At 57.4% G+C, this 21,562-nt stretch carries 21 protein-coding genes; 17 read left to right on the top strand and 4 right to left on the bottom strand.

The window, feature by feature from the left end; genetic code table 11:
• The first annotated feature begins 3 nt into the window (after window positions 1-3).
• The 3 genes from V8L70_RS11460 to msrQ all read left to right on the top strand — a co-directional run bounded on the left by V8L70_RS11460 (window position 4) and on the right by msrQ (window position 3,244).
• Window positions 4-1,536: a HAMP domain-containing sensor histidine kinase gene (locus tag V8L70_RS11460; RefSeq protein WP_101147987.1), complete on the top strand. Its 1,533-nt coding sequence runs from the start codon at window positions 4-6 to the stop codon at window positions 1,534-1,536.
• Between the two features lie 71 nt (window positions 1,537-1,607).
• Entirely contained in the window at window positions 1,608-2,624 is a 1,017-nt protein-coding gene (gene msrP / locus V8L70_RS11455) for a protein-methionine-sulfoxide reductase catalytic subunit MsrP (protein WP_008957794.1), read from the top strand.
• Entirely contained in the window at window positions 2,624-3,244 is a 621-nt protein-coding gene (msrQ, locus tag V8L70_RS11450; RefSeq protein WP_101147986.1) for a protein-methionine-sulfoxide reductase heme-binding subunit MsrQ, read from the top strand. The genes msrP and msrQ overlap by 1 nt, the downstream gene beginning before the upstream one ends.
• Before the next feature lie 20 nt (window positions 3,245-3,264).
• On the opposite strand, the gene V8L70_RS11445 is transcribed toward msrQ, so the two are convergent.
• Complete coding sequence (locus V8L70_RS11445; protein WP_008957798.1) at window positions 3,265-3,843, bottom strand: NAD(P)H-dependent oxidoreductase; 579 nt, start codon at window positions 3,841-3,843, stop codon at window positions 3,265-3,267.
• 201 nt (window positions 3,844-4,044) lie between these two features.
• Between V8L70_RS11445 and V8L70_RS11440 the strand changes: the two genes are divergently transcribed.
• The 4 genes from V8L70_RS11440 (at window position 4,045) to V8L70_RS11425 (ending at window position 8,317) form a co-directional block, all read left to right on the top strand.
• Window positions 4,045-4,947 (top strand): LysR substrate-binding domain-containing protein, encoded by a 903-nt coding sequence (locus V8L70_RS11440; protein WP_101147985.1) that lies wholly within the window; start codon window positions 4,045-4,047, stop codon window positions 4,945-4,947.
• Between the two features lie 140 nt (window positions 4,948-5,087).
• Window positions 5,088-5,306, top strand: coding sequence for a DUF1656 domain-containing protein (locus V8L70_RS11435; protein WP_008957805.1), 219 nt, complete (start codon window positions 5,088-5,090; stop codon window positions 5,304-5,306).
• Between the two features lie 35 nt (window positions 5,307-5,341).
• Window positions 5,342-6,238, top strand: coding sequence for an efflux RND transporter periplasmic adaptor subunit (locus tag V8L70_RS11430; RefSeq protein ID WP_101147984.1), 897 nt, complete (start codon window positions 5,342-5,344; stop codon window positions 6,236-6,238).
• Between the two features lie 3 nt (window positions 6,239-6,241).
• The gene (locus V8L70_RS11425) at window positions 6,242-8,317 is read left to right on the top strand and encodes an FUSC family protein (RefSeq protein ID WP_101147983.1); all 2,076 of its coding nucleotides are present in this window, start codon (window positions 6,242-6,244) and stop codon (window positions 8,315-8,317) included.
• Between the two features lie 76 nt (window positions 8,318-8,393).
• Here the strand turns inward: V8L70_RS11425 and V8L70_RS11420 are convergent, their stop codons facing one another.
• Window positions 8,394-9,326, bottom strand: a complete 933-nt coding sequence (locus tag V8L70_RS11420) for an AraC family transcriptional regulator (RefSeq protein ID WP_101147982.1) — start codon at window positions 9,324-9,326, stop codon at window positions 8,394-8,396.
• A gap of 169 nt (window positions 9,327-9,495) precedes the next feature.
• On the opposite strand from V8L70_RS11420, the gene V8L70_RS11415 reads away from it, so the two are divergent.
• From V8L70_RS11415 to V8L70_RS11395, 5 genes are all read left to right on the top strand, one after another.
• Window positions 9,496-10,239: an SDR family oxidoreductase gene (locus V8L70_RS11415; protein WP_101147981.1), complete on the top strand. Its 744-nt coding sequence runs from the start codon at window positions 9,496-9,498 to the stop codon at window positions 10,237-10,239.
• Window positions 10,240-10,476: 237 nt separating this feature from the next.
• A complete protein-coding gene (locus V8L70_RS11410; protein WP_101147980.1) occupies window positions 10,477-10,905 on the top strand; it encodes a DUF2231 domain-containing protein in 429 nt (142 codons plus the stop codon).
• On the top strand, window positions 10,902-12,194 hold the full coding sequence (locus V8L70_RS11405) for a PQQ-dependent sugar dehydrogenase (RefSeq protein ID WP_101147979.1): 1,293 nt from the start codon (window positions 10,902-10,904) through the stop codon (window positions 12,192-12,194). Before V8L70_RS11410 ends, V8L70_RS11405 begins: the two co-directional genes overlap by 4 nt.
• Before the next feature lie 80 nt (window positions 12,195-12,274).
• Window positions 12,275-12,820, top strand: coding sequence for a hypothetical protein (locus V8L70_RS11400; protein WP_008957812.1), 546 nt, complete (start codon window positions 12,275-12,277; stop codon window positions 12,818-12,820).
• A gap of 79 nt (window positions 12,821-12,899) precedes the next feature.
• A complete protein-coding gene (locus V8L70_RS11395; RefSeq protein ID WP_008957813.1) occupies window positions 12,900-13,196 on the top strand; it encodes a DUF1330 domain-containing protein in 297 nt (98 codons plus the stop codon).
• Between the two features lie 37 nt (window positions 13,197-13,233).
• On the opposite strand, the gene V8L70_RS11390 is transcribed toward V8L70_RS11395, so the two are convergent.
• On the bottom strand, window positions 13,234-15,360 hold the full coding sequence (locus V8L70_RS11390; RefSeq protein WP_101147978.1) for a TonB-dependent siderophore receptor: 2,127 nt from the start codon (window positions 15,358-15,360) through the stop codon (window positions 13,234-13,236).
• Between the two features lie 294 nt (window positions 15,361-15,654).
• On the opposite strand from V8L70_RS11390, the gene V8L70_RS11385 reads away from it, so the two are divergent.
• The 4 genes from V8L70_RS11385 to V8L70_RS11370 are packed head-to-tail and all read left to right on the top strand — an operon-like array spanning window position 15,655 to window position 19,583.
• Window positions 15,655-16,650 carry an iron-siderophore ABC transporter substrate-binding protein gene (locus V8L70_RS11385; RefSeq protein ID WP_101147977.1) on the top strand — a complete coding sequence of 332 codons (996 nt, stop codon included), beginning with the start codon at window positions 15,655-15,657 and terminating at the stop codon, window positions 16,648-16,650.
• Window positions 16,607-17,698 (top strand): FecCD family ABC transporter permease, encoded by a 1,092-nt coding sequence (locus V8L70_RS11380; protein ID WP_232774980.1) that lies wholly within the window; start codon window positions 16,607-16,609, stop codon window positions 17,696-17,698. Before V8L70_RS11385 ends, V8L70_RS11380 begins: the two co-directional genes overlap by 44 nt.
• Window positions 17,695-18,738, top strand: a complete 1,044-nt coding sequence (locus tag V8L70_RS11375; protein WP_101147976.1) for a FecCD family ABC transporter permease — start codon at window positions 17,695-17,697, stop codon at window positions 18,736-18,738. The genes V8L70_RS11380 and V8L70_RS11375 overlap by 4 nt, the downstream gene beginning before the upstream one ends.
• The gene (locus V8L70_RS11370; RefSeq protein WP_101147975.1) at window positions 18,735-19,583 is read left to right on the top strand and encodes an ABC transporter ATP-binding protein; all 849 of its coding nucleotides are present in this window, start codon (window positions 18,735-18,737) and stop codon (window positions 19,581-19,583) included. The genes V8L70_RS11375 and V8L70_RS11370 overlap by 4 nt, the downstream gene beginning before the upstream one ends.
• A gap of 33 nt (window positions 19,584-19,616) precedes the next feature.
• Here the strand turns inward: V8L70_RS11370 and V8L70_RS11365 are convergent, their stop codons facing one another.
• Window positions 19,617-20,816: a Bcr/CflA family efflux MFS transporter gene (locus V8L70_RS11365; RefSeq protein ID WP_101147974.1), complete on the bottom strand. Its 1,200-nt coding sequence runs from the start codon at window positions 20,814-20,816 to the stop codon at window positions 19,617-19,619.
• 212 nt (window positions 20,817-21,028) lie between these two features.
• Here V8L70_RS11365 and V8L70_RS11360 point away from each other — a divergent pair, with 212 nt between their 5' ends.
• Window positions 21,029-21,538, top strand: coding sequence for a cupin (locus tag V8L70_RS11360; protein ID WP_101147973.1), 510 nt, complete (start codon window positions 21,029-21,031; stop codon window positions 21,536-21,538).
• Window positions 21,539-21,562 lie beyond the last annotated feature (24 nt).

Genomic DNA, 21,562 nt, shown 5'->3' with positions numbered 1-21,562 from the left:
ACCATGCTGAAAACACTTTACACCCGGCTCGCCCTCGGCCTGTTTTTGCTGTTGCTGGCCGTCGGCCTGCTGTACACCTTTATCAGCCTGTATTCGCTGCGTGAATACAGTGCGTCAGTCAATCAGGCACTGCATCAGGATCTGGCCCAGAACTTAGTGTCTGACAGGAACCTAGTCCGCGACGGTGAACTTGACCGTAGCGCCATGGAAGAACTGTTCGCCCTCTACATGGCCATTAACCCTAGTATCGAGATCTACCTGCTGGATCTCGATGGCACTATCCTCTCCTATTCGGCAGACCCGGCGAAAATCAAACGCAATCAGGTCTCCCTGGCGCCCATCAGCAGGCTAATGGATGACATGAGCCTTTACCCGCTACTCGGCGATGACCCTCGCAGCCATGATCGGCAGAAAGTCTTTTCCGTTACCCCGGTGCCCTCCGCCAATAAGCCGGAAGGGTATCTTTATGTGGTGTTGCGGGGTGAGGAATACGATGCGGCGGAAACCATGGCCCGTGGCGGCAAAATACTCGCAATGAGCGCCTGGGCGTTGCTGGTTAGCCTGGTGGTAGCAATGGTCGCGGGACTGACTATTTTCCACCTACTGACCCGCCGATTGAGATCGTTGACGCGGCTGGTAGCAGAATTTGAAAACAGCAATATGAATCAGAACTCGCCCAGCGCTGGTTTTAACACGACAAGATGGCGCGACAAGCGGCCCGTGGTACGCGACGAAATCGATTACCTAGGGGCATCCTTCGACGATATGGCCAACCGGATTGCCTATCAGATTGAACAGTTGAAGGAAAAGGACGCCCAGCGTCGCCGCTTGGTTGCCCAGGTATCCCATGACTTGAGAACGCCGCTGGCTTCCATGCAAGGCTATATCGAAAGCCTCAAATTAAGACGTGACCGCCTCAGCCCCCAGGAGCAGGATCGCTTTCTCGATATAGCCCTCAAAGAGGGTCGCAACTTAAGCCGTTTGGTGGATGAGCTCTTCGAGCTTGCTGCGCTTGAGGCGAGGGAAAAGCAGCCGGTGCCTGAACCCTTCCCACTCGCAGAGCTAGTGCACGATGTGGTTCAGAAGCACGGTCAAGCCGCCCAGGAGAGTCAGTTAACGCTAAGCCTAAGCGGCGATCCGGCATTGCCCACCGCCTATGCCGATCTCGCCATGACCGAACGAGTGTTGGACAACCTGATCAGCAACGCCATTACCTACAGTCCCCCTGGCGGCCGTATTGATGTCGTGGTTGGTCAGACGGGCGGCAAACCGGAGGTTTACGTGCAAGACAGTGGCCCGGGCATTGCAGAACAGGATCTGCCGCATATTTTTGATCCCTTCTATCGAGGTGAAGCCTCGAGCGGCTCTGGCCATGCAGGGCTCGGGCTGGCAATTGCGCGCAGAATCATGACCCTTCAGGGAGGTGATATCCGTGTGGAAAACCGCGCCCCTGGGGGAGCGTCCTTCTGCATACGCTTGCCGGTATACACCCCCACTGAGCCGACGTTTAAAAAACGTAATAATTTGGAGAGTTAACTGTGATAAATCTTGTACAAACTGGTCACAGTAGTAACACACACCTTATCCATCGCTAGTGGAGACACCCCATGCTAATAAAGATTGCCAAACCGAGTGACTTACACGAATCCGATGTCACGCCGGAATCTATTTACCTCTCCCGCCGACGCTTCATGGGGGGTATGGCGGGCTTGGGTGCGGGGCTGGCCCTTTCCGGCCACGCTCAAGCTAATGCCGATTATTCGGATGTTCCTGATGGCAATGCGCCAGCGTGGTTGAAGGAAAAAATCAGCGAGACTCAGTGGGAAGCGATTACGCCCAGCGACCCCAAAAAAGACAAGATCGCCCCCTTTGATGATGCCAGCGGCTACAACAATTTTTTCGAATTCGGCACCGACAAGGGCGACCCTGCCCGCCATGCGGGCAGTCTGAAGACGGAACCTTGGAGCGTGGTGGTCGATGGCGAAGTTAACAACGGCGGTCGCTTTGCCCTAGAGGACTTCGCCAAACCGTCACAGTTTGAAGAGCGTATTTACCGCCTGCGTTGCGTGGAGGCGTGGTCGATGGTGATTCCCTGGCTGGGTATTCCACTGGCCGAAATCATCAAACGCGCCGACCCTACCAGCAAAGCCAAATACGTACGCTTTGAAACCCTCGTCGATCCTGAGCAAATGCGCGGGCAGCGCTCCTCGTTTTCGATCATTGATTGGCCCTACGTGGAAGGCTTACGCCTGGATGAAGCCATGAACCCGCTAACGCTACTGGCCATGGGCATGTACGGCCGGGAACTGCCCAACCAAAACGGCGCCCCTCTGCGGCTGGTCGTGCCGTGGAAATACGGCTTCAAGAGCATCAAGTCGATTGTGCGGATATCGCTGGTGGAAGAGCAGCCGGTGAATTCCTGGCAGAAGATCGCCGCTGATGAGTACGGCTTTTACGCCAACGTTAACCCCGAGGTTGACCATCCTCGCTGGAGCCAAGCCACCGAGCGTCGTTTGCCCAACAGCCTCTTCAACCCCAACACCATTGATACCCTAATGTTTAATGGCTATGCCGACGAAGTCGCCGAGCTCTATGCGGGTATGAACTTGAAGGAAAATTACTAATGGCCAGCCCACGTATATGGTTAGCATGGCGCGTGGGCGTGTTTCTGGCCGCGCTAGCACCGCTGCTGTTCTGGAGTTGGCAGGTAGCGACTAACGCTGCCGGCCCCGAGCCTGGACGCTACCTACTGCTGAATATCGGTATCGGCGGGCTGTGGATGTTGCTGCTCACCCTTAGCCTTACCCCACTTACCAAGCTTACCCGCTGGAAAGGCTTTGCGCTGATCCGGCGCCAGCTCGGTCTCTGGACACTCGCCTACGCCACCCTGCATATGCTCAGCTACGCGCTGTTTATTCTGGGGCTTAACTGGGCGCTGCTAGGCAGCGAAATCGTTAAACGCCCCTACATTATTGTCGGCATGATCGCGCTGATCGGCCTTGCCGTACTGGGCGCCACGTCCAACCGCTGGGCGATGAAGCGCTTAGGCAAACGCTGGAAACCGCTGCACAAGTTTTCCTACGCCATTTTGGGGTTGGTACTGCTGCACTTCTTCTGGGTGGTACGCGCCGATATGCAGGAGTGGGCGATGTATGCCACTATTGCGGCGCTGGTGATGGTAACCCGCCTTCCCTCTGTCGCTCGTACGCTACCTAAAATTCGTTACCGGTTTAGTCGTGCTTAGGGACATATGACGTACAAAGCTTAGCCAAGTACTTTACGCAGATGGTCGCGGTAATCGGCTTGGTTGCGGTCTACCTGCGGTACTTTCATCACATCGTTGGCAATAAACGTCGGCAGCGACTCTAGACCGATAAATTCCTGAGATTTATGGAACGGGAAATAAACACCATCCACGCCACGCCCTTCAAAGAAATTATCCGGCTCTTCGAACGCTTCCAAGGGGGCGTTCCAGGTCAGCGACAACATATAACGACGGCCCTGTAGCAAACCACCGCTGCCATACTGCTTGGTTGGGTCTTGGCGGCTGCGGCCATCACTGGCGTAAAGCGAACCGTGACCCTCGGTGAACACTTCATCAATGTAACGCTTCACGATCCAGGGCGCGCCCATCCACCAGCCAGGCATCTGGTACACGATCGTGTCTGCCCATAGGTAGTTTTGCACCTCGGTTTCAAGATCGTAGCCTTGATCAATGACCGTCTCACGAATTTCGTAGCCCATCTCCGTCAGCGTACTCACCGCCACGCCGTGTAGCGTATTGTTGAGCTCACCGCCAGAGTGTGCAAAGGCTTTACCACCATTAATCAGCAGGATCTTCATTTAGCAATTTCTCCCAAAGAGGTTCACCATCATCGCTAACGAAAGTAGACATGATGTTAATGGCGCGTATTGTGGGAGTTATGGCGAAAAAAAAGAAGCGATGCTGCGGCAAGACACTTTTGATTTAAAATCAACAATGCTCATCACTGACCATTAAGGGGTTTGAGAACGTTGTGAAAAGCACTTTATGAGAAACACATCATGAAAAGTACCCTTGAAGAGCAGCAAGCCTTTGTGACAGTAGTGGATAGCGGCTCAATCACCGGCGCCGCCGAGCGGCTGGGCATCACTGTTTCCGGGGTGAGCCGCTCACTCAATCGTCTAGAGCAGAAACTCGGTGCCACACTACTGCGTCGCACCACGCGCCGTTTGGAACTGACGGAAGAGGGCGAAACATTTCTGAACCACTGCCGCCGTATTCTGGCCGCCGTGGAAGAGGCCGAAGAAGCCATGCTGGATCGCCACAACCAGCCTCAAGGCAGGCTCCGGGTCAACGCAGCCCCTAGTTTTATGCAGTTCGTGATTGTGCCGGTGATTGGCGAGTTCCGCGCCCGCTACCCCGGTATTACGCTGGAACTGGATACCCACGACCGGTTTGTCGACCTGCTGGAACAGCGGGTCGATTTAGCCATTCGCATCGGCGATTTGGAAGACTCATCCCTTCACGCCCGCCTGCTGGGCCATAGTCCGCTGCGACTTCTCGCCAGCCCCACCTATATTGAACGCCACGGTGCTCCGCAAAACATTGATGAATTAACGCAACACAGCCTGATGGGTTTTAGTCAATTAGAACACCTTAATCAGTGGCCGCTCACCGGCGCCGACGGCAAGCGTTTACACATCACACCTACCCTGTCGGCCTCCAGCGGCAGCACGCTAATAGAGCTGGCCATCGCCGGAGAAGGGATTGTTTGCCTGGCCGACTTTATGACCATCGCTCCCCGCCAGAAGGGGTCACTGATCGACGTATTGCCCGACCACACCGAGCTGCAGACTCAAGCGGTCAACGCCGTTTACTACCGACAAGCCACGCTTTCTCAACGCACTCGCTTATTTATGGAGTATCTGGCCGAACGGTTACCAGGGAAGTATTTGCAAGGATAAAGGGCTTATAACGTCGCTAACCCTGTTCGACTTCATCATTTTTTCCGAGTATTAAAGGGAGACAAAATACCTGACCCATCTATTGTTAACAGGCTAATATTACTTTCATCATTATCAACACCCTGCCACGTAAGGATGTTATGGGTCTTCAAGAAATTGCCGTTGGCGGCATCTATCTCAGTCCACTGCTGATCTACGCGCTGATTGCTTTTATCGGCACACTGGTCATTCGCTCACTGCTGCACTGGATGGTTGGCGAGTACGCACTCTGGTATGAAGCCTGGTTCGATATCTCGCTTTTTGTCATCTTAATGGCGGCGACCACCTTCCTGTTTACCGTCTTGCTTGAACGCCTTTAATACAGTCCTTGTGACAGCCCTTGAGAGAACCGTTGATGCGCCCTTCGCTTCGTATTTTGCTCACCTTGATCATCGTTGCCATTGCCATCGCCGCCGGTGCCTGGCTATGGCGGTACTATCTCTATACCCCATGGACCCGCGACGCTCGCGTTCACGCCGAGGTCGTCACTATTGCACCGGATGTCTCCGGCTGGGTGCGCAGCCTAAATGTCGCTGACACCGACCATGTAACCCAGGGCGATACGCTGTTTGAGATCGATGACACGCGTTACCAGGCAGCGGCGAATAGCGCCCAGGCCACGGTCAATCATCGCCAGGCAACGCTGGAACTAAGCCGTGCCGAAGAGAGCCGTCGCAACCAGTTGAGCAACAATCGAGCGATTAGCGCAGAGAACCAGCAGATCGCCCAGATCAACTCGCGGATTGCCGAAGCCGATTTGCAACAGGCCCAAGCGGAACTGGCCAGCGCCCAGCTTGATTTGGCGCGCACCCAGATAAGTGCTCCCGTCAGTGGCCACATACTCAATGTGCAACTCAGCACGGGGACTTACGTCAATCGCGGCTCCCCGGTCATGGCGCTGATTGCCGAAAACTCTTTCTATGTCGTGGGCTACTTTGAAGAGACTAAAATGCCCTCTATCCAGGTTGGCGCGCCGGTCGAGGTCGTGCTGATGAATGGCGATACACACCTGGAAGGACGCGTCGTCGGTATTGGCCGCGGCATTGCCGATAGCAACACGACCCTCAACCAGCAATTGCTACCGCAGGTGGAGCCCACCTTTAGCTGGGTGCGACTGGCGCAGCGTATACCGGTGCGCATCGCACTAGACGAGGTGCCCGATGACACGCTGCTGAGCGTTGGCATGACGGCCACGGTACGCGTCGAGCCAGCCGAGTCTACCGACGAACTCTCGACCCAACAGCCCGAGTGACCCATGTCACCGTTTCTTAGTACTTACCTGACACCCAACGCCACGGCGGTCAAATTCGCCATCAAGACGACCCTGGCCATGATGCTCGCGCTTTACATCGCGCTGCTGTTCGACCTGGAGCGCCCTTACTGGGCACTGATCTCGGCAGCATTTCTCCAGATCCGACCCATGAGTGGCATGGTGGTCGAAAAAGGCATCTGCCAGCTTGTCGGTACTTTTATCGGCGCAGTGGCGGGTATCACGATCATGGCACTCTTTGCCCAGGCCAGAATACCTGCGCTTATCGTGCTGACCGGCTGGATCATGCTGTGCACTTATGTCGGTTCGCTGTGGCGTAACAACTACACCTATGGTTGCCTGATGGCCGCCGTGACCGCGATGCTGATCGTGGTGATCTCCAGTGGCAGCACCCCGGCTGGCATCTTCGACATCGCCGTGGCACGCCTTTCAGAACTGGGGCTTGGCGCAGTGTGCGCCATGCTGGTCAGCTCACTGCTTTGGCCTTCCCATGTAGGCACCCACCTTGCCACCCAGGCTGACAGCGTCATCAATGAAGCCTTCGAGCATGCTGCCCTGCGCTTAGAAGCCAGTGACGATATTCCAGCCATGCAGAAGGCCCTGCGCAGCAGTCTAGGGCCGTTAACGCTGCTTGAAACCGATAGCCAGGCCGCTCGTTTTGAAGGCCCGGTGGGCCCCGGCCGAGTGCGTGCTACTCATGTTCTAACGCGGCGCACATTACGCTTTTTCGCCAACCTGCAGGCGCTTCACCAATTGATGCACGACCACGCCGACCGCCTTGCCCCTGAAAGTATCGAACTCGCGGGCGAGGTCGCAAAAGGCTTTCGCGATGCTGAACACGTCAAAGGAGTCATTGAGGCTAGAAAAGCCCTGCAGGCGTTACGCCATAGGGTTCATGAAAGTGAGGAAGAGGCCAGCTTAGCCCCTCTCGATCGTCGTCTCCGGTTGGGGCTACGTGAATCCATCGGTCACGCCATGATCATGCTCGACGCCCGCGAGGCGATAGCCTCACCGGCGAGCCACAAGCTTCGTTCGTCGCCACTGGCCTGGCACCGTGACCACCTCGCCGCCAGTATCAACGCCCTACGCTCGGGGCTGCTATTTTCGCTGCTGGCAACCTTCTGGATTGTCACTGCTTGGCAAAGCGCCATGATCGCGATGATGCTGGGCACGCTCTTCTCCGCCTTCTTCGCCAGCCGTGACAATCCCCTGGCGATTACCATGATGTTCTACAAGGGCATGCTGGCGGCAATCCCCAGCGCCTTTCTGTTCGGTCACGTGCTGCTCTCACAGGCCAACGGCTTCCCGATGCTGGCCATGCTGTTTGGCACGCCGCTGTTTCTAGGCCTGCTGGGCGCCACCAACCCAGCGACCATGGGTTACTGCCTGGCATTTACCATTTTCAATATCCTGCTCACCATGCCCGGCAACGGCATGGACTTCTCGTTCGACAGTTTCGCCAACCGGGTGGTGGCGGTAGTAATCGGGCTGAGCGCTGTGGTCATGGGCTTTCGGCTGCTGCCAGGCCTTGGCGCAAGGCTCAGGCGGCGGCGTCTGATCAAGGCCATATCCCGGGATATACACGAGCTTGGACGACGCTCGATTCGCGACGCCGAGACCCGTTTCAGCGGTCACATGGCAGACCGCCTGCTGCAGCTGGCCCAGCACGACGACATGCTGCCAGAGGACCAGCGCCATCTGTTTATTCTTGGTTTGACCGGGCTCGACCTGGGCACTGCAACGCTGCGCCTGCGTGACCGGCTGGATGATGCACCTCACCCGTTCATTCGCGACGCCCACCACCACCTGTTGCGCACGCTGGCAGAGGGGTTTGAAGCGAGCGCCAACGGGCGGCCACCCCAAGGGATTCGTGAAGCAGGCCAGCAGTTGGATGAGGCGATAAAGGCTTACGGCGACGTACCCGCCGACCGTCGGGTATTGTTGGAGGGCTTGATTGAGCGGCTCGAACTGGCCCTCGAGCGCCTGGCGCGCATCATGGCGAATCAGCCAACGCGGCCCCGCTCACCTCTCAAACGTCTATTCCCCGTCGATCAACCGTAGGTGCGTGCTGCGCCATCAACGCCACGACCCAATCGATAAACACGCACAGCTTGGCACTGACGTGCCTGCAGAAGGCTCAGGCACCTAGTCGTTGCGACGCCGCTGCATGACTGCTGTTCGCCTCGCTGGATTTTTGAAAGCGCAGCGCATCACGCTTTGGCGGCAGCTGGAAAAGGCGACCGTATTCGCGAGTGAACTGAGAAACACTTTCGTACCCCACCTCGAAGGCAGCATGGCTCGCGGAACACCCTTCATGGAGCATTAGGCGGCGCGCTTCGATCAAGCGCAGCCGTTGCTGGTACTGCCCCGGCGTAAGCGACGTCATGTGTTTGAAGTGCTTATGAAACGAGGTGAGGCTCATGCCTGCCTTTGTCGCCAATTGCTCCACCGGCACGCGCGATGTGTACTCGGCTCTCAAGATGTCAATGGCAGCGGCAAGACGGCTCGCGTAGCTATCAGGGTCGGCAATACCCCGCAAAGCGATGCCATGAGGGCCCGATAGCAGCCAATAGTGCAACTCCTGCATGATACCCGGGCGTAGAAGCGGTGCTGAGTCAGGGCGATCCAGCAGCTTCATCAGCCGTGATACGCAGTCAATCACCTCGGCTTCGGTATCTTCAGCAAATAGTGTCTGCATCTCAGATGGCCGCTGTGGCCGCGGCGTCCCTAAGTGAGCGGCAAGCTCGCGCAAGATAACCATGTCCAGTTCGACCGCGACCGCCAGATAGGGCTCGCTCGGATTCGCCTGGACTATCCGCCCGACGACAGGCATATCCGCGCTCACGATCGCGGATTCCCCCGCAGTTACCACTCTATTCTGGCGCCCGACCATCATCCGCTTTGCCCCTTGTAACACTAGGCAAACCAGCGGTTTATATATCGATTGCAAGTCACCAGCGGGGGTTTCTACACACATCATACTAAGCCCCGGCACACGGGATAACACCAAACCATCGCTATTAGCATGTTGCGTGGCATATGTCTGAACCGCTTGTATAAGTGAGTTCATCTGCTTTCCTCAAGCCACCCTCTCGACTCAAATTTAGCATGGCCGATAAGTTGTTTCTCCACACCTGCAGGATCAGGCAAGTTTTGCGCAGGTGTTGGCAAGCCCCACCGCCACCGAATTGTTAAAACATAGTGGCATCGAATCCTACAAATAGACGGAGAGTGAAACCATGAAAACATCAGGAAATACTATGCTTATCACCGGTGGCGGCTCCGGGATTGGCCGTGAACTTGCCTTACGCTTCAATGCTCTTGGCAACACCGTCATCGTCGCCGGTCGGCGCATGGAAACGCTGGAGGAGACCATTGCTGGTCAGCGCGATATGCACGCGATGGTCGCCGATATCGAGGACCCAAAAGCCATTACTACCTTTGCAGAGCGTGTCGTCGCTGAGCACCCCAACCTCAATGTACTGATCAACAATGCGGGCATTATGCGGCGCGAAGACGTGTCCTGCACCCGCGATTTGAGCGATGCCGAGCAGACGGTCACTGCCAATCTGCTCGGGCCAATTCGGCTAACGAACGCACTGACCGACCATCTGGTAAAGCAGCCAGACGCGGCAATCGTGAACGTCTCCTCCGGGTTGGCGTTTGTACCGTTAAGCGGTACGCCTACCTATAACGCCACGAAGGCAGCCATCCACTCCTACACAATCTCCCTACGCGAACAGCTCAAGGGTAAGGTCGAGCTCATCGAGCTCGCTCCTCCCGCCGTACAGACAGAGCTGACGCCAGGCCAGTCGACCCGGGAAGGCTATATGCCGCTCAATGACTACATCGAAGAAGTCATGACGCTGTTTAGCCAACAACCGACACCCAAGGAAATTCTGGTGGAGAAAGTGAAGTTCCTGCGCTGGGCAGAGCGGGATGGACACTTCGATCAAGCGGTCGAAATGCTCAGTAAGATGTGACTTCCCCCGCATCTCCTCACAAAAAGCGGTCTCGTGGCAGCATTAAAGAGTTCTTATGGTAAGCATTCATGAGCATCACGTGCGGCTAACCACCTGCCCGCTTCGCTTTGGGCAAGTTTTTGATCGTCAACTATACTCCCCCCTGACGAACATGATGTCGTTGCCTGGGATGGCTTGGCGTTTAGCGTCGGTCAATCTAGGTAAATTAATTAGCTTGAACAGCATAAGGAGTTTGCCGTGACAGCCACTGACAATCGCACTTATCGAAGCGGGCTGAATCCGCTTCACGCCACACTGCTTGCTGGCACTATCCCTCTCTTTTTGGGCGCCACGCTAAGTGATTACGCCTACTCAACGACCTACCATATTCAATGGGCTACCTTTGCTTCCTGGTTAAACGTGGGTGGGCTTGTATTCACAGGGCTTGCATTTTTATGTGCCATTATTGGCTTCTTTCGCGCTTCGCACCGCGGCCTGGCGCACATGATTTACCCAGCGCTACTACTGCTGACAGGGATACTGGCTTTTGTTAATGCGCTGGCGCATGCGCGGGACGCCTGGGCCATGATGCCTGCTGGCTTTGCCCTCTCCATTGTTGTTGTTTTATTGGCCGGCACAGCCACGTGGGTCGGTTTTTCTCGCCTAGGCACTGGAGGTAAGTCATGAAGCTTCCCAGCCTCTACGCTGCACCTCTCTCGGTGCTTTTGATGGCAGGTAGCGCCAGCGCCCAAGACGCACAACAGTACGGCCCAAACCCTGACCTTGCTGAACCGCAACGCGGGCTTTTGCCCGACATGACAATTCCCGAGCCCGCTGAATGGGGGGGCCAGTCACCCACCGTTCCCGACGGCTACACCATTACCGCCATTGCGACGGATCTTCAGATACCGCGTCAAACGTTGGTGCTGCCTAACGGCGACATTCTGGTGGCCGAAGGTAGCGGCGGCAACGCGCCTCAGTTGAAGCCGAAAGATTTCATTGCCGGATATATCAAAAGCCAGGGCACCACCACTGTTGAGAGCGGCAATCGCTTAACCCTGCTGCGCGATGAAAATGGCGATGGCAACTACGAGCAGTCGGTGTTTGCCGAAGACCTCAACGCGCCCTACGGGCTGGCGTTAGTTGATAACAATCTCTATGTGGCCAACCAGGATGCGGTCGTTCGCTTTGACTACGAAGAAGGCCAAACCGAGGCCAGCGGGCCACCGGAGGAGCTTACCAAGCTACCGGCTGAAATCAATCACCACTGGACGAAAGCGATGACCGCCAGCGCCGACGGTGAATTCTTGTACGTGGGTATTGGCTCCAACAGCAATATCACCGAACGCGGCATGGCAGCGGAGGTTAACCGCGCCGAGGTGTGGGAAATTGATGCCGAAACGGGCATGCATCGGCCTTATGCCACCGGGCTGCGCAATCCAACCGCGCTGACCATTCAGCCAGACACTGACCAGCTATGGGCCGTGGTCAACGAGCGCGACGAGCTAGGCCCCGACCTGGTGCCTGACTACCTTACGACTGTTCAGGAAGGTGGTTTCTACGGCTGGCCGTATAGCTATTGGGGCCAGAATGTCGACCCCCGCGTTCGCCCACAGGACCCTGAAAAGGTCGAGTCGGCGATTGCCCCTGATTACAGCCTGGGTTCGCATGTGGCACCGCTAGGCCTCGCCTTTTCTACCCCCGAAATGGGCGATGAGTTCGCTGAAGGTGTGTTTATCGGCGAGCACGGCAGTTGGAATCGCGCCGACCCCGTTGGCTATAAGGTCGTCTTTGTGCCCTTCAGCGATGGCAGCCCTTCTGGCGACCCCATTGATTTCGTCTCCGGTTTTCTGACTGAAGAGGGTCAAACCCGCGGTCGCCCGGTCGGCGTCACCATCGACCCCGAAGGCGCCCTTATCATCGCTGATGACCTGACGAACGCCGTTTGGCGTGTCACCTATGAAGGTGACGAATAAGACGCTTAAATCAACAGCGTGAGCAAGGCGGCAGCCGCTTGGGCTGCCGCCTTTTCCGTTTGATCTAAAAAGGACCTTATATGATCGAGTCACTTGAAGAGCTCGAGGCCATCAAGCAATCGTGCCGCTCGATGGTTACGAAGAGCTCGGGCCTTTCCGCGGGCACCGCCATCATTCCCATCCCAGGCGTGAACATCGGGTCGGATGTCGCCATATTGCTGCGGTTAATTCCCAAGATTAACGAAAAATTTGGCTTATCGCCTGAACAGATCGAGAGCCTGGATACAGAGACCCGGCTATTTGTCATGAACTCCATTTCAACGACCGGCAGCAAGATGGCGGGCAAATACATCACCCGTAAACTGCTCATGATGACGTTCAAAAGGATGACTGGCAGGATATCGGCAAAAAGTGCGTCTAAGTATGTACCCTTCCTGGGCAGCGCCATTGCGGGCGGGATCAGCTTCGCCACCATGAAGTATTTGGGCAACAGCCATATCGACGACTGTTACGAGATAATCCTGGCAACGCTGGAAAACGACCAACTGGAGCCCGTGGCGTTGATAGCGTCAGCGCCTGAACCAGTGCCGCCCCTGACAGCCGATATTTCCAGTAAAGCTGAATAACGATCTTTCTAATGTGGCTCCGCTGTTAGGCGGTGATATGCTCTAGCGGATTGATTAACGATGACATCAGGAGAACTGAATGCCCGCTTATGTCGTACTGACCCGCGAACACACCCACGATGCTCAGGAGATGGAGCGCTACGGCGAGAAGGCGAAAGCCGCTCGTGAAGGCCACGACCCGCAGCCGCTCGCCTTCTACGGTGATTTTGAAGTGCTGGAAGGCAGCGCCATGGAAGGGGCCGTGATTCTGCGCTTCCCCGATATGGCTGCCGCCCGCGCCTGGTATGAAAGCCCCGCCTACCAGGAAGCTCGCAAGCACCGCTTCCAGGGCGCCGACTACCGCGTCTTTATCGTTGACGGTGTTCAAGAAGCGTAAAGCGCCTCCCCCCGCCTTTAAAAGCGGGGGAAGTACATCACCAGCGATAGCTCACTTTAGCGCTGATTTCGCGCCCCGGATTATAGTAATCAGCCGTGCTGGAACCGACCACGTGCTGCTCATCGAGCAAGTTGCTGACATTGACGGCCAGGTCGGCATCTTGGGTGAGCTGGTAGCTGAAGGCTGCATCGAAGAGCGTGGCCGCACTGCTCTTGGACGTATTGGCGGCGTCAAAGTAGTAGGAGCCGACATAACGGGCGCCAAGGCCAACACTCATGTCCTGGCGTGGCAAGGTATAGTAGCCCCACAACGACGCCGTATGTTTGGGTGCCGCAGTAAACTCGTTCCCTTCTCTGGCTGCATTGCTGTCGCGCACCACTTCCGACTCCATATAGGAGTAACCACCCGCTAGGCTAAGGCTATCGGTCAATTCAGCCTTGGCCTCAAGATCAATACCCCGCACGCGGGACTCACCCACGGTTTCCCGCTCGATAACGCCATTGTCCTGTACCACCGAGATAGTGACATCATCTCTGGTCAGGTCATAAATGGACGCCGAAAACAGCGCATTGGTACCGAATGGAGCGTATTTCGCGCCAATCTCATACTGCTCGCCCCTCTCGGGCTCGACACCAACTGTGGGCGGTGCGACAGACTCCACCATGCTGACATAAGCGGAAACTTCGTCGGTGACGCGATAGGTCAGCGCGCCACGAACGGAGTTTTCCGAATAGTCGGCGGAATCAGTGTCACCCGCCATGTTCGTGCTGGAGATATCCAGGCCATCGTTGCGCACGCCCGCCGTCACGATAAATCGATCATAAAAGGACAAGTTCTGGGTCAGGAAGACCGACTCGGTGGTGAAGTCCTGCTTATTGCTGCTGTAGACGTTCAGGGTACTCGGGGCACCGCTAAAGACGGGATTTGCGATATCAATGGAGGTCGCATCCCCGTAAAACGAACTGTCTTCGGTTGAAGCATCGCGATACTCGACACCCACGAGCGTGCTGCTATCGACCTGATCAAAGCGGGCATCGTATTGCAGAATAGCGTTGCCGATCAGCTCCTGAGCTTCGTTGTCGGTACCAAAGTAGTCGCGATCCACCACGCTGCCAACTCGCGCCGCAGAGTCAGTGATATAGACATAGCCGAAGTCGTCGGTCAGGTCGCTGTAACGCAAGTTGCCCCGCAACGTCAGGCCGTTGTTGAAATCATGGGTGAGCTGTCCGGTAAGGCTGGTACGCTCGACATCATGATAATTAAAGCCAGGCTCACCAAAGAACTCGCTGCGATCATACTCACGGTCAAGCGGATAACCACCGCTGTTAGGGGTGTCGTCACGCTTCAGGTAATCGAAGATAACACTGGCTGACGTGGCATCCGTTGGCTCCCAGGTCAGGCCGCCCATCAAGAAACCATTGTTGTCTTTCGAGTGATCGTACTCGCGATCGCTGTCTCGGATGGTGCCGGTAAAGCGGTAGGCCACTGTCTCGTCAGCGTTCAATGTGTCACCCACATCAACACCGGCCTCTTTTGCATCAAATGAACCGTAGGAGAGATAGCCCTCTCCAAACCGCTCAAACAGTGGCCGCTTGCTGACAAAGTTGACCGAACCGCCCGGATCCGCGGGACCAAATAGAGTGGAGTTGGCCCCACGCAACACCTCGACGCGCTCATAGGCGTAAGGCTCCTCACGCACACCCCGCATTGAGCCTAGCGTCAGCCCGTCACGGTAGGTGGTCGCCTGAAAGCCCCGGATTTGGAAATAGTCATTACGGTCATCGGTGCCGTAATAATCGGTGAGAACGCCAGGCGTATATTGCAGCACTTCCTCAGTGGTTGAGGCGTTGCGCTGCTCGATCTCCTTCTCAGTGATGACTGACACAGAGGCCGGCGTATCGAGAATACTGGTGGCCACTTTGCCGCCCACCCACAGCTCTTGAGCAACGATCGAGTTGGCATCATCATCAGCGTAGGCCTGGGCATTGACGATAATGGGAGTGAGGCGATACCCCTCATTATCGTCACTGCCATCGCCGGTTTCCTGTGCGTTCCCAATCATGGGAAGTGTGACCAGCGTCGTGCCGCACAGAATGGCTGTCGTGGTCTGCTGCCACCGCAAGCGGCTTGCGTTACGCCGGACGGTGCCTTTGCTATCAGTCATGTTGAAGATCCCTTGAAATAATTAAACCGGCCCTGCTCGCCTTATAATTTTCTTTTGAAAAGCCGGGAGAGTATCCGAAGCTAGCATCACCGAGTCAATAGTGCTAATGTCAATCATAATCATTTGTTTTAAAAATAGCGACCACACTGGCAACACGCCATACGTTATTGGAGCCACTTGCCAAGCCCACTGACACCGCGAACTTACCTCTCGGATATCACGCTATTGCAAAGAGCGTTTTCAAAGGGCTTTAGCAAAGAGCTATTTCAAAGACTCAAGCTTTCGGAGGAAGCGATGGCATCGCTCCATCAACGTCTGGCCGCCTGTGTGGCCCTTCTCACTGCGTGCAGCCTTGGCGCTGCTCCCGTTGGCGCGCAGCAATATCCCCTTGAAATCGAACATGCTCTGGGCACAACCGTGCTTTCTGAGAAGCCCGAACGGGTAGCGACCGTGGCCTGGGCCAATCACGAAGTGCCGCTGGCGCTTGGCGTGATACCGGTCGGCTTTGCCGCTGCCAACTTTGGCGATGACAACGACAACGGGCTGCTGCCCTGGGTGGAAGCCCGGTTTGAAGAGCTAGGTAGCGCGCCCCCGCCCCTGTTCGATGAAGGCGATGGGATTGATTTTGAAGCCGTGGCTGCCAGCCAGCCCGATGTGATTCTGGCGGCCTACTCGGGGTTGAGCCAAGCGGACTACAACACCTTGAGCCAGATTGCCCCGGTGGTGGCCTACCCCCAAGGTCCCTGGGCAACCGACTGGCGGGATATGATTCAACTGAACAGCGCCGGACTAGGCATGGCGGAGGAAGGCCAGGCGCTCATCGAGCAAATCGAGACACAGATTGCCGACACCGCCGACAACCACCCAGAGCTAGCGGGCAAGACAGCCATGTTCGTGACCCACCTTGACCCCACTAACCTGGGGCGCATTTCGTTCTACACCGACAACGACGCGCGGGTGCGGTTTTTTCATGACCTCGGGCTAGTCTCGCCTGAAGTCGTCAAACAGAACTCCACTCCCGGTAAATTTGCTGGCGAAATCAGCTCTGAATTGATCGACGAGCTCAACGACGTGGATATTCTCGTCACTTACGGTGGTCAGCCGCTGATCGATCAGCTCAACGCGCACCCGCTCACCTCCCGCCTGCCAGTAGTAGAAAACGGCGCCATTGTCATGCTCGGCAACACGCCGCTGGGCACGGCGGCCAACCCTACCCCCATGTCGATTTCATGGCTATTGGACGATTATGCAGACCTGCTCTCAGAAGCCGCACGCAAGTCACAGCAGTAGCGTCCCGGCGTCTGGCTCAAGCGTTAATCGCGCTGTCGCTCTTCGCATCAAACGCAATGCTGCCCAGCGGTTGTCCGGTGGCGCAGCGCTGCTTGTTCTGCTCGGCCTTGCCGCCACGCTCTCTGTCGCGTTTGGCGCCCGAGAAGTAGGCTGGTCGGAAATCGTCGCCGCGCTGAGCGGCCAAGTAGAAACCATGGGCGATGCCGCCGTGGCCAGCCGCCTGCCACGCACGTTACTTGCCATGCTGGCGGGAGCCGCGCTAGGCGTTTCTGGTGGAGTCATGCAGGGCCTGACCCGTAACCCACTGGCCGACCCCGGCCTTCTGGGCGTCAACGCCGGAGCGGCGCTGGCGGTGGTGATTGGCATTGCCTGGTTCGGTATCGATGAGACGACCAGCTACATCTGGACAGCCATAGCTGGCGCCGGTATCGCAGCCTGTGCGGTTTACGCGATTGCCAGCCTTGGCCGGGGCGGCGCCACGCCGCTCAGGCTGGCACTGGCAGGTGCCGCCATCACCGCGGCACTTAGCTCGCTGACGACCGCCGTAGTGTTGCCGCGTGGCGATATCGGTGGGCTGGTGCAATCCTGGTTAGTCGGCGGCGTGGGCGGCGCGACCTATGGCCAGTTGCTGCCGGTGCTGCCCTTTCTGGCGACGGGGTTTGTGATCACCTTACTCGCCGCGCGCAAACTCAATATGCTGGCGCTGGGCGACGACACCGCCGCCGGGCTGGGTGAGAAGGTAGCGGTAGCTCGAGCCATGTCGGCGGTGGGCGCGGTACTGCTATGCGGTTCGATTACCGCCGTGTGTGGCCCGATTGGTTTTGTAGGACTGGTGGTGCCCCACGCCTGCCGCCTGCTTGCGGGCGGCGATTACCGCTGGCTGCTGCCCTTCTCTGCTTTGGGTGGTGCAGTACTACTGACGTTTTCAGACGTGGCCGGGCGGCTGGTGGCCCACCCATCGGAGCTGGACGTTGGCATTGTGACCGCCTTTATCGGTGCGCCGGTGTTTATCTGGATTGTGCGCAACCGCAAGGTAGGCTCGCTATGAACCAGCCGCCCCTCAACGCGATCAGCCACTTCCGACACATCCGCCGGACGAACGCCAGGCACCGCGCACGCATCATGGCGGTGCTTGTTGCCTGTCTTTTAGCAGGCGTGCTATTAACCCTGATGCTGGGACAGTCCTTCACCCCGCTAACCACGGTGCTACGCATACTTGGCGGTGCGGAAGTGCCTGGCGCTGGTTTCACCGTGCGTGAGCTGCGCCTGCCCAGGGCCATCGTTTCAGTGCTGGTAGGCGCCTGTTTTGGCCTGGGCGGCATCGCCTTTCAGACCATGCTGCGCAACCCGCTGGCAAGCCCGGACATCATTGGCATCAGCACCGGCGCCAGTACCGGCGCCGTGTTTGCCATCGTGGTGCTATCGCTGAGCGGCCCGGCGGTGTCGATGGTGGCGATTGCTGCAGGGCTGGGCGTGGCGCTGTTGATTTACACGCTCTCCTGGCGCCAGGGCGTGACCGGCGGTCGGTTGATTCTGATTGGTATCGGATTGGCCGCGATGCTGCAAAGCGTGACCGCCTACCTGCTGATGCGCGCACCCAGCTGGACACTGCAAGAGGCCCTGCGCTGGCTCACCGGTAGCGTCAACGGCGCACAGCTAGATCAAGCGCTGCCGCTGTTGATTGCCCTGCTCCTGTTCGGCGGACTATTGCTAAGCTGCCGCCGCGATCTTGAAACTCTGCGCATGGGTGACGACCTTGCCGCCGGGCTGGGTGTTCGCTTGGCGGTGACGCGGGTGATCGTAATCATCACCGCGGTGGCACTGGTGGCGTTTGCCACCGCCGTTTCCGGCCCGGTGGCCTTTGTAGCGTTCCTTTCCGGCCCCATTGCGGCGCGGCTGATGGGCCGCAACGGCTCGCTGCTGGTGCCCGCCGCTCTGGTAGGTGCTCTGTTGGTGCTGCTGGGGGATTACGCCGGACAGTTCCTGCTGCCCGCCCGCTATCCGGTCGGCATCGTGACCGGCGTATTAGGTGCGCCTTATCTTCTCTACTTAATACTTCGCGACAACAAAACCCGAGGCACTCTATGAGCGCTTGCTCACTTCTCGCCCAAGGCCTGGTGGCAGGCTACGGGGAACGCACCATTCTGCATGACGTTAGCCTGACCGTGCCCGCCGGTCAGACCACCGCCATTGTGGGTGCCAACGCCTGTGGAAAATCGACGCTTTTGCGCGTGCTTTCACGATTACTGACACCCACCCAGGGCAGTGTGCTGCTGGAGGGTAACGACATCCACCAGCTACCCACCCGCCGCTTGGCGCAGCAACTTGGGTTTCTGCCGCAATCGCCCATCGCCCCGGAAGGCATTAGCGTGCTCGAGCTGGTCAGCCGAGGCCGCCACCCGCACCAGGGGCTATTCAAACGCTGGAGCGCGGCCGATGAGACTGCCGTCGCCGACGCCCTGGCCGCCACCCATATGAGCGAGCTGGCCGAACGCCATGTAGACGAGCTTTCCGGCGGGCAGCGCCAGCGGGTGTGGATCGCCATGGCGCTGGCCCAACAAACCAAAGTGCTGCTGCTGGATGAGCCCACTACCTTTCTGGATATCAACCACCAGGTCGACGTGCTGGATCTTCTCACCGACCTAAACCGACAGCGCGGCACCACCATCGTGATGGTACTCCACGAACTCAACCTGGCCGCCCGCTACGCCGACCAACTGGTCGCCATGGCTAACGGCCAGGTGTACGTAGTAGGCCCACCAGAAAAGATTCTGACCGAGCAGATGGTCCGGGAGGTATTTGGCCTGGAGAGCCGGGTGATCGAAGACCCCGTCACCGGCAAACCGATGATGATACCGCTCGGGCGACATAGCGGGCACCACACCGCCAACGACACATGTTCACGAACTAAAAAAGCCCCATGTTTTGGTTAACACAAGGCTTTTAGCAAGAGCGCGCCGTCTGACCTAGAGCACCTCGCCAGCGGCACGCCCTTTGATGATAGAGCGGGCAAGCATCAGATACGCCACCGAGCCACAGGCGGCCATAGCCAGAATGACCGTTTCAAGCGTATGCGGCACCATGGCGGACAATGCGCTCAGCAGCCCGGCGACACCGAACTGGGCTGCGCCCAGAAGCGCTGCGGCCGTCCCGCCACTGGTGGGAAAAAACTCCAAAAAACAGGCCTGAATATTCGGCGAGATCGCCCCTATCGAGCCGATGGTCAGCATCATGGGGGGCAGGAAGGCATACATCGGCCAATCCATAAAGGCAGCCATCACCAGCAATACTACGCCAACTGCCTGACAGCCCGTTGCCAACTGCAGGATAAGCAGCGAAGACAGCCTGGAAAGCATCGCCCGATTGAGAATATTGAAGATAAGCATAGCGACGATATTCGCCGCAAACAGTATCGAAAAGGCCGAAGGTGACTGGCCGAAATGCCCCTGATAGATAAATGACGCATAGGTGATGAACATCATCAGGGTAGAAAAAGAAGCGGCCTGCCAAACGATGAACGGCAGGGCCGGCTTGGTCGACAGTACCAGTTTGTAACGCGCCAGCAGGCTCATCTTAGGGCTTTTCGCTCGAGACACCTTGCCCGTACCGGTAAAGATCACCCGCACCAACAACGGCACCAGCAATAACGCGTATACCGCCAAGGCGAAAAAGATAGTGTGCCAGGAACCCAGCGCCAGAATCGCGCTGCCTACGCTCGGAGCAATGCCAGGTGCCAGCACCATGATAAAGCCCATCATCGAAAACAGTTTCGCGGCGTCGCGGCCCGCCACTCGGTCGCGTACCAGCGCCGGTACAGATACCAGAGTAAAACCGGCGCCAAGGGCTTGAACGGCCCGCCCGCTGAGTAGCATGTTTAAAGAATCCGCCACACCAATAACAACGCTTGAAAGCGCAAAAATCGCCAGCCCGCTCATCAAAACACGCTGGCGCCCGAAGCGGTCTGAAAGCGCACCGCCGATTAACTGCCCCAACGCCATCGCGAATACATACACCGAAACACTCAACGATACCGCCTGCTGAGAAACCCCCAGCGATTCGCCGATAACCGGAAAAGCCGGCAGGTACGTGTCCATGGAAAACGGGCCCAGCATCATGGTCAATGCCAAGCTCAGTACCACAATGAAGGGCGTTTTAGATTGGGTCATAGAAGCTCGCGGTAATAAGGACGTAATGATGGACAACATCAAGGATATGATACCGACTGATGCTATCAAGGCAATCGAACAGAAAACGAGGGATACGCTGCTTGGCGGTAATCGACTAAATACGCAGCCAGCCCGTTATCGGTTAGCTCGGCTATGCAAAAGAGTGTGCTCAAAGCTATTCTAAAAACACACCCCCCAACGAGGAGACCAGGATGCCGATCCCCCAGCCCGAATTACTCCATTTTGACAGCGATAAAGCGACCGGCTACCCCAACTCCCCTCTCCCGGTGCTGGTTTATCGCCAGGTTCTCGACCTCAGCAATGCCGAGGAACGGGCCGAGTCGTTCGAAGCCATGTTCAAACGCCACGGCTGGCCACCAGCGTGGCGCTACCACCTGTATGACTTTGACCACTTTCACTCCACTGCCCATGAAGCACTGGGCATCTTCCGAGGGCAGGCCCGGGCACGGCTGGGAGGCCCTAACGGCCAGGAACTGATGCTTTACGCAGGCGATGTGCTAGTGCTGCCAGCGGGCGTTGGGCATGCCAGCCTGGAGGCGGACGATGATTTCTGCATGGTAGGCGCCTACCCACCAGGGCAAGAGCCGGAAATAGAGCGCGGCGACCCCGCACAGTTTGCAGCAGCACAATCGCGAGTCGCTGCCGTGACATTACCCAAGGATTCCCCGGTAGGCGGGCCACTTACAGGGCTGTGGCGCTAAGGCGACTGTTGATCAACTGTTCGA

This window comes from Vreelandella arctica (genome assembly GCF_037070215.1).
Lineage (GTDB): Bacteria > Pseudomonadota > Gammaproteobacteria > Pseudomonadales > Halomonadaceae > Vreelandella > Vreelandella arctica.
Note: the sequence above shows the minus strand (reverse complement) of the source record. Positions and strands in the feature narration are given on the sequence as shown.

Coding starts and splice junctions, on each gene's coding strand:
- msrP (WP_008957794.1), top strand. CDS start 1,608: ATGCTAATAAAGATTGCCAAACCGAGTGACTTACACGAATCCGATGTC.
- V8L70_RS11400 (WP_008957812.1), top strand. CDS start 12,275: ATGATCGAGTCACTTGAAGAGCTCGAGGCCATCAAGCAATCGTGCCGC.
- V8L70_RS11430 (WP_101147984.1), top strand. CDS start 5,342: ATGCGCCCTTCGCTTCGTATTTTGCTCACCTTGATCATCGTTGCCATT.
- V8L70_RS11375 (WP_101147976.1), top strand. CDS start 17,695: ATGAACCAGCCGCCCCTCAACGCGATCAGCCACTTCCGACACATCCGC.
- V8L70_RS11380 (WP_232774980.1), top strand. CDS start 16,607: ATGCAGACCTGCTCTCAGAAGCCGCACGCAAGTCACAGCAGTAGCGTC.
- V8L70_RS11420 (WP_101147982.1), bottom strand. CDS start 9,326: ATGAACTCACTTATACAAGCGGTTCAGACATATGCCACGCAACATGCT.
- V8L70_RS11395 (WP_008957813.1), top strand. CDS start 12,900: ATGCCCGCTTATGTCGTACTGACCCGCGAACACACCCACGATGCTCAG.
- V8L70_RS11385 (WP_101147977.1), top strand. CDS start 15,655: ATGGCATCGCTCCATCAACGTCTGGCCGCCTGTGTGGCCCTTCTCACT.
- V8L70_RS11370 (WP_101147975.1), top strand. CDS start 18,735: ATGAGCGCTTGCTCACTTCTCGCCCAAGGCCTGGTGGCAGGCTACGGG.
- V8L70_RS11390 (WP_101147978.1), bottom strand. CDS start 15,360: ATGACTGATAGCAAAGGCACCGTCCGGCGTAACGCAAGCCGCTTGCGG.
- V8L70_RS11415 (WP_101147981.1), top strand. CDS start 9,496: ATGAAAACATCAGGAAATACTATGCTTATCACCGGTGGCGGCTCCGGG.
- V8L70_RS11365 (WP_101147974.1), bottom strand. CDS start 20,816: ATGACCCAATCTAAAACGCCCTTCATTGTGGTACTGAGCTTGGCATTG.
- V8L70_RS11435 (WP_008957805.1), top strand. CDS start 5,088: ATGGGTCTTCAAGAAATTGCCGTTGGCGGCATCTATCTCAGTCCACTG.
- V8L70_RS11460 (WP_101147987.1), top strand. CDS start 4: ATGCTGAAAACACTTTACACCCGGCTCGCCCTCGGCCTGTTTTTGCTG.
- V8L70_RS11445 (WP_008957798.1), bottom strand. CDS start 3,843: ATGAAGATCCTGCTGATTAATGGTGGTAAAGCCTTTGCACACTCTGGC.
- V8L70_RS11405 (WP_101147979.1), top strand. CDS start 10,902: ATGAAGCTTCCCAGCCTCTACGCTGCACCTCTCTCGGTGCTTTTGATG.
- V8L70_RS11425 (WP_101147983.1), top strand. CDS start 6,242: ATGTCACCGTTTCTTAGTACTTACCTGACACCCAACGCCACGGCGGTC.
- msrQ (WP_101147986.1), top strand. CDS start 2,624: ATGGCCAGCCCACGTATATGGTTAGCATGGCGCGTGGGCGTGTTTCTG.
- V8L70_RS11360 (WP_101147973.1), top strand. CDS start 21,029: ATGCCGATCCCCCAGCCCGAATTACTCCATTTTGACAGCGATAAAGCG.
- V8L70_RS11440 (WP_101147985.1), top strand. CDS start 4,045: ATGAAAAGTACCCTTGAAGAGCAGCAAGCCTTTGTGACAGTAGTGGAT.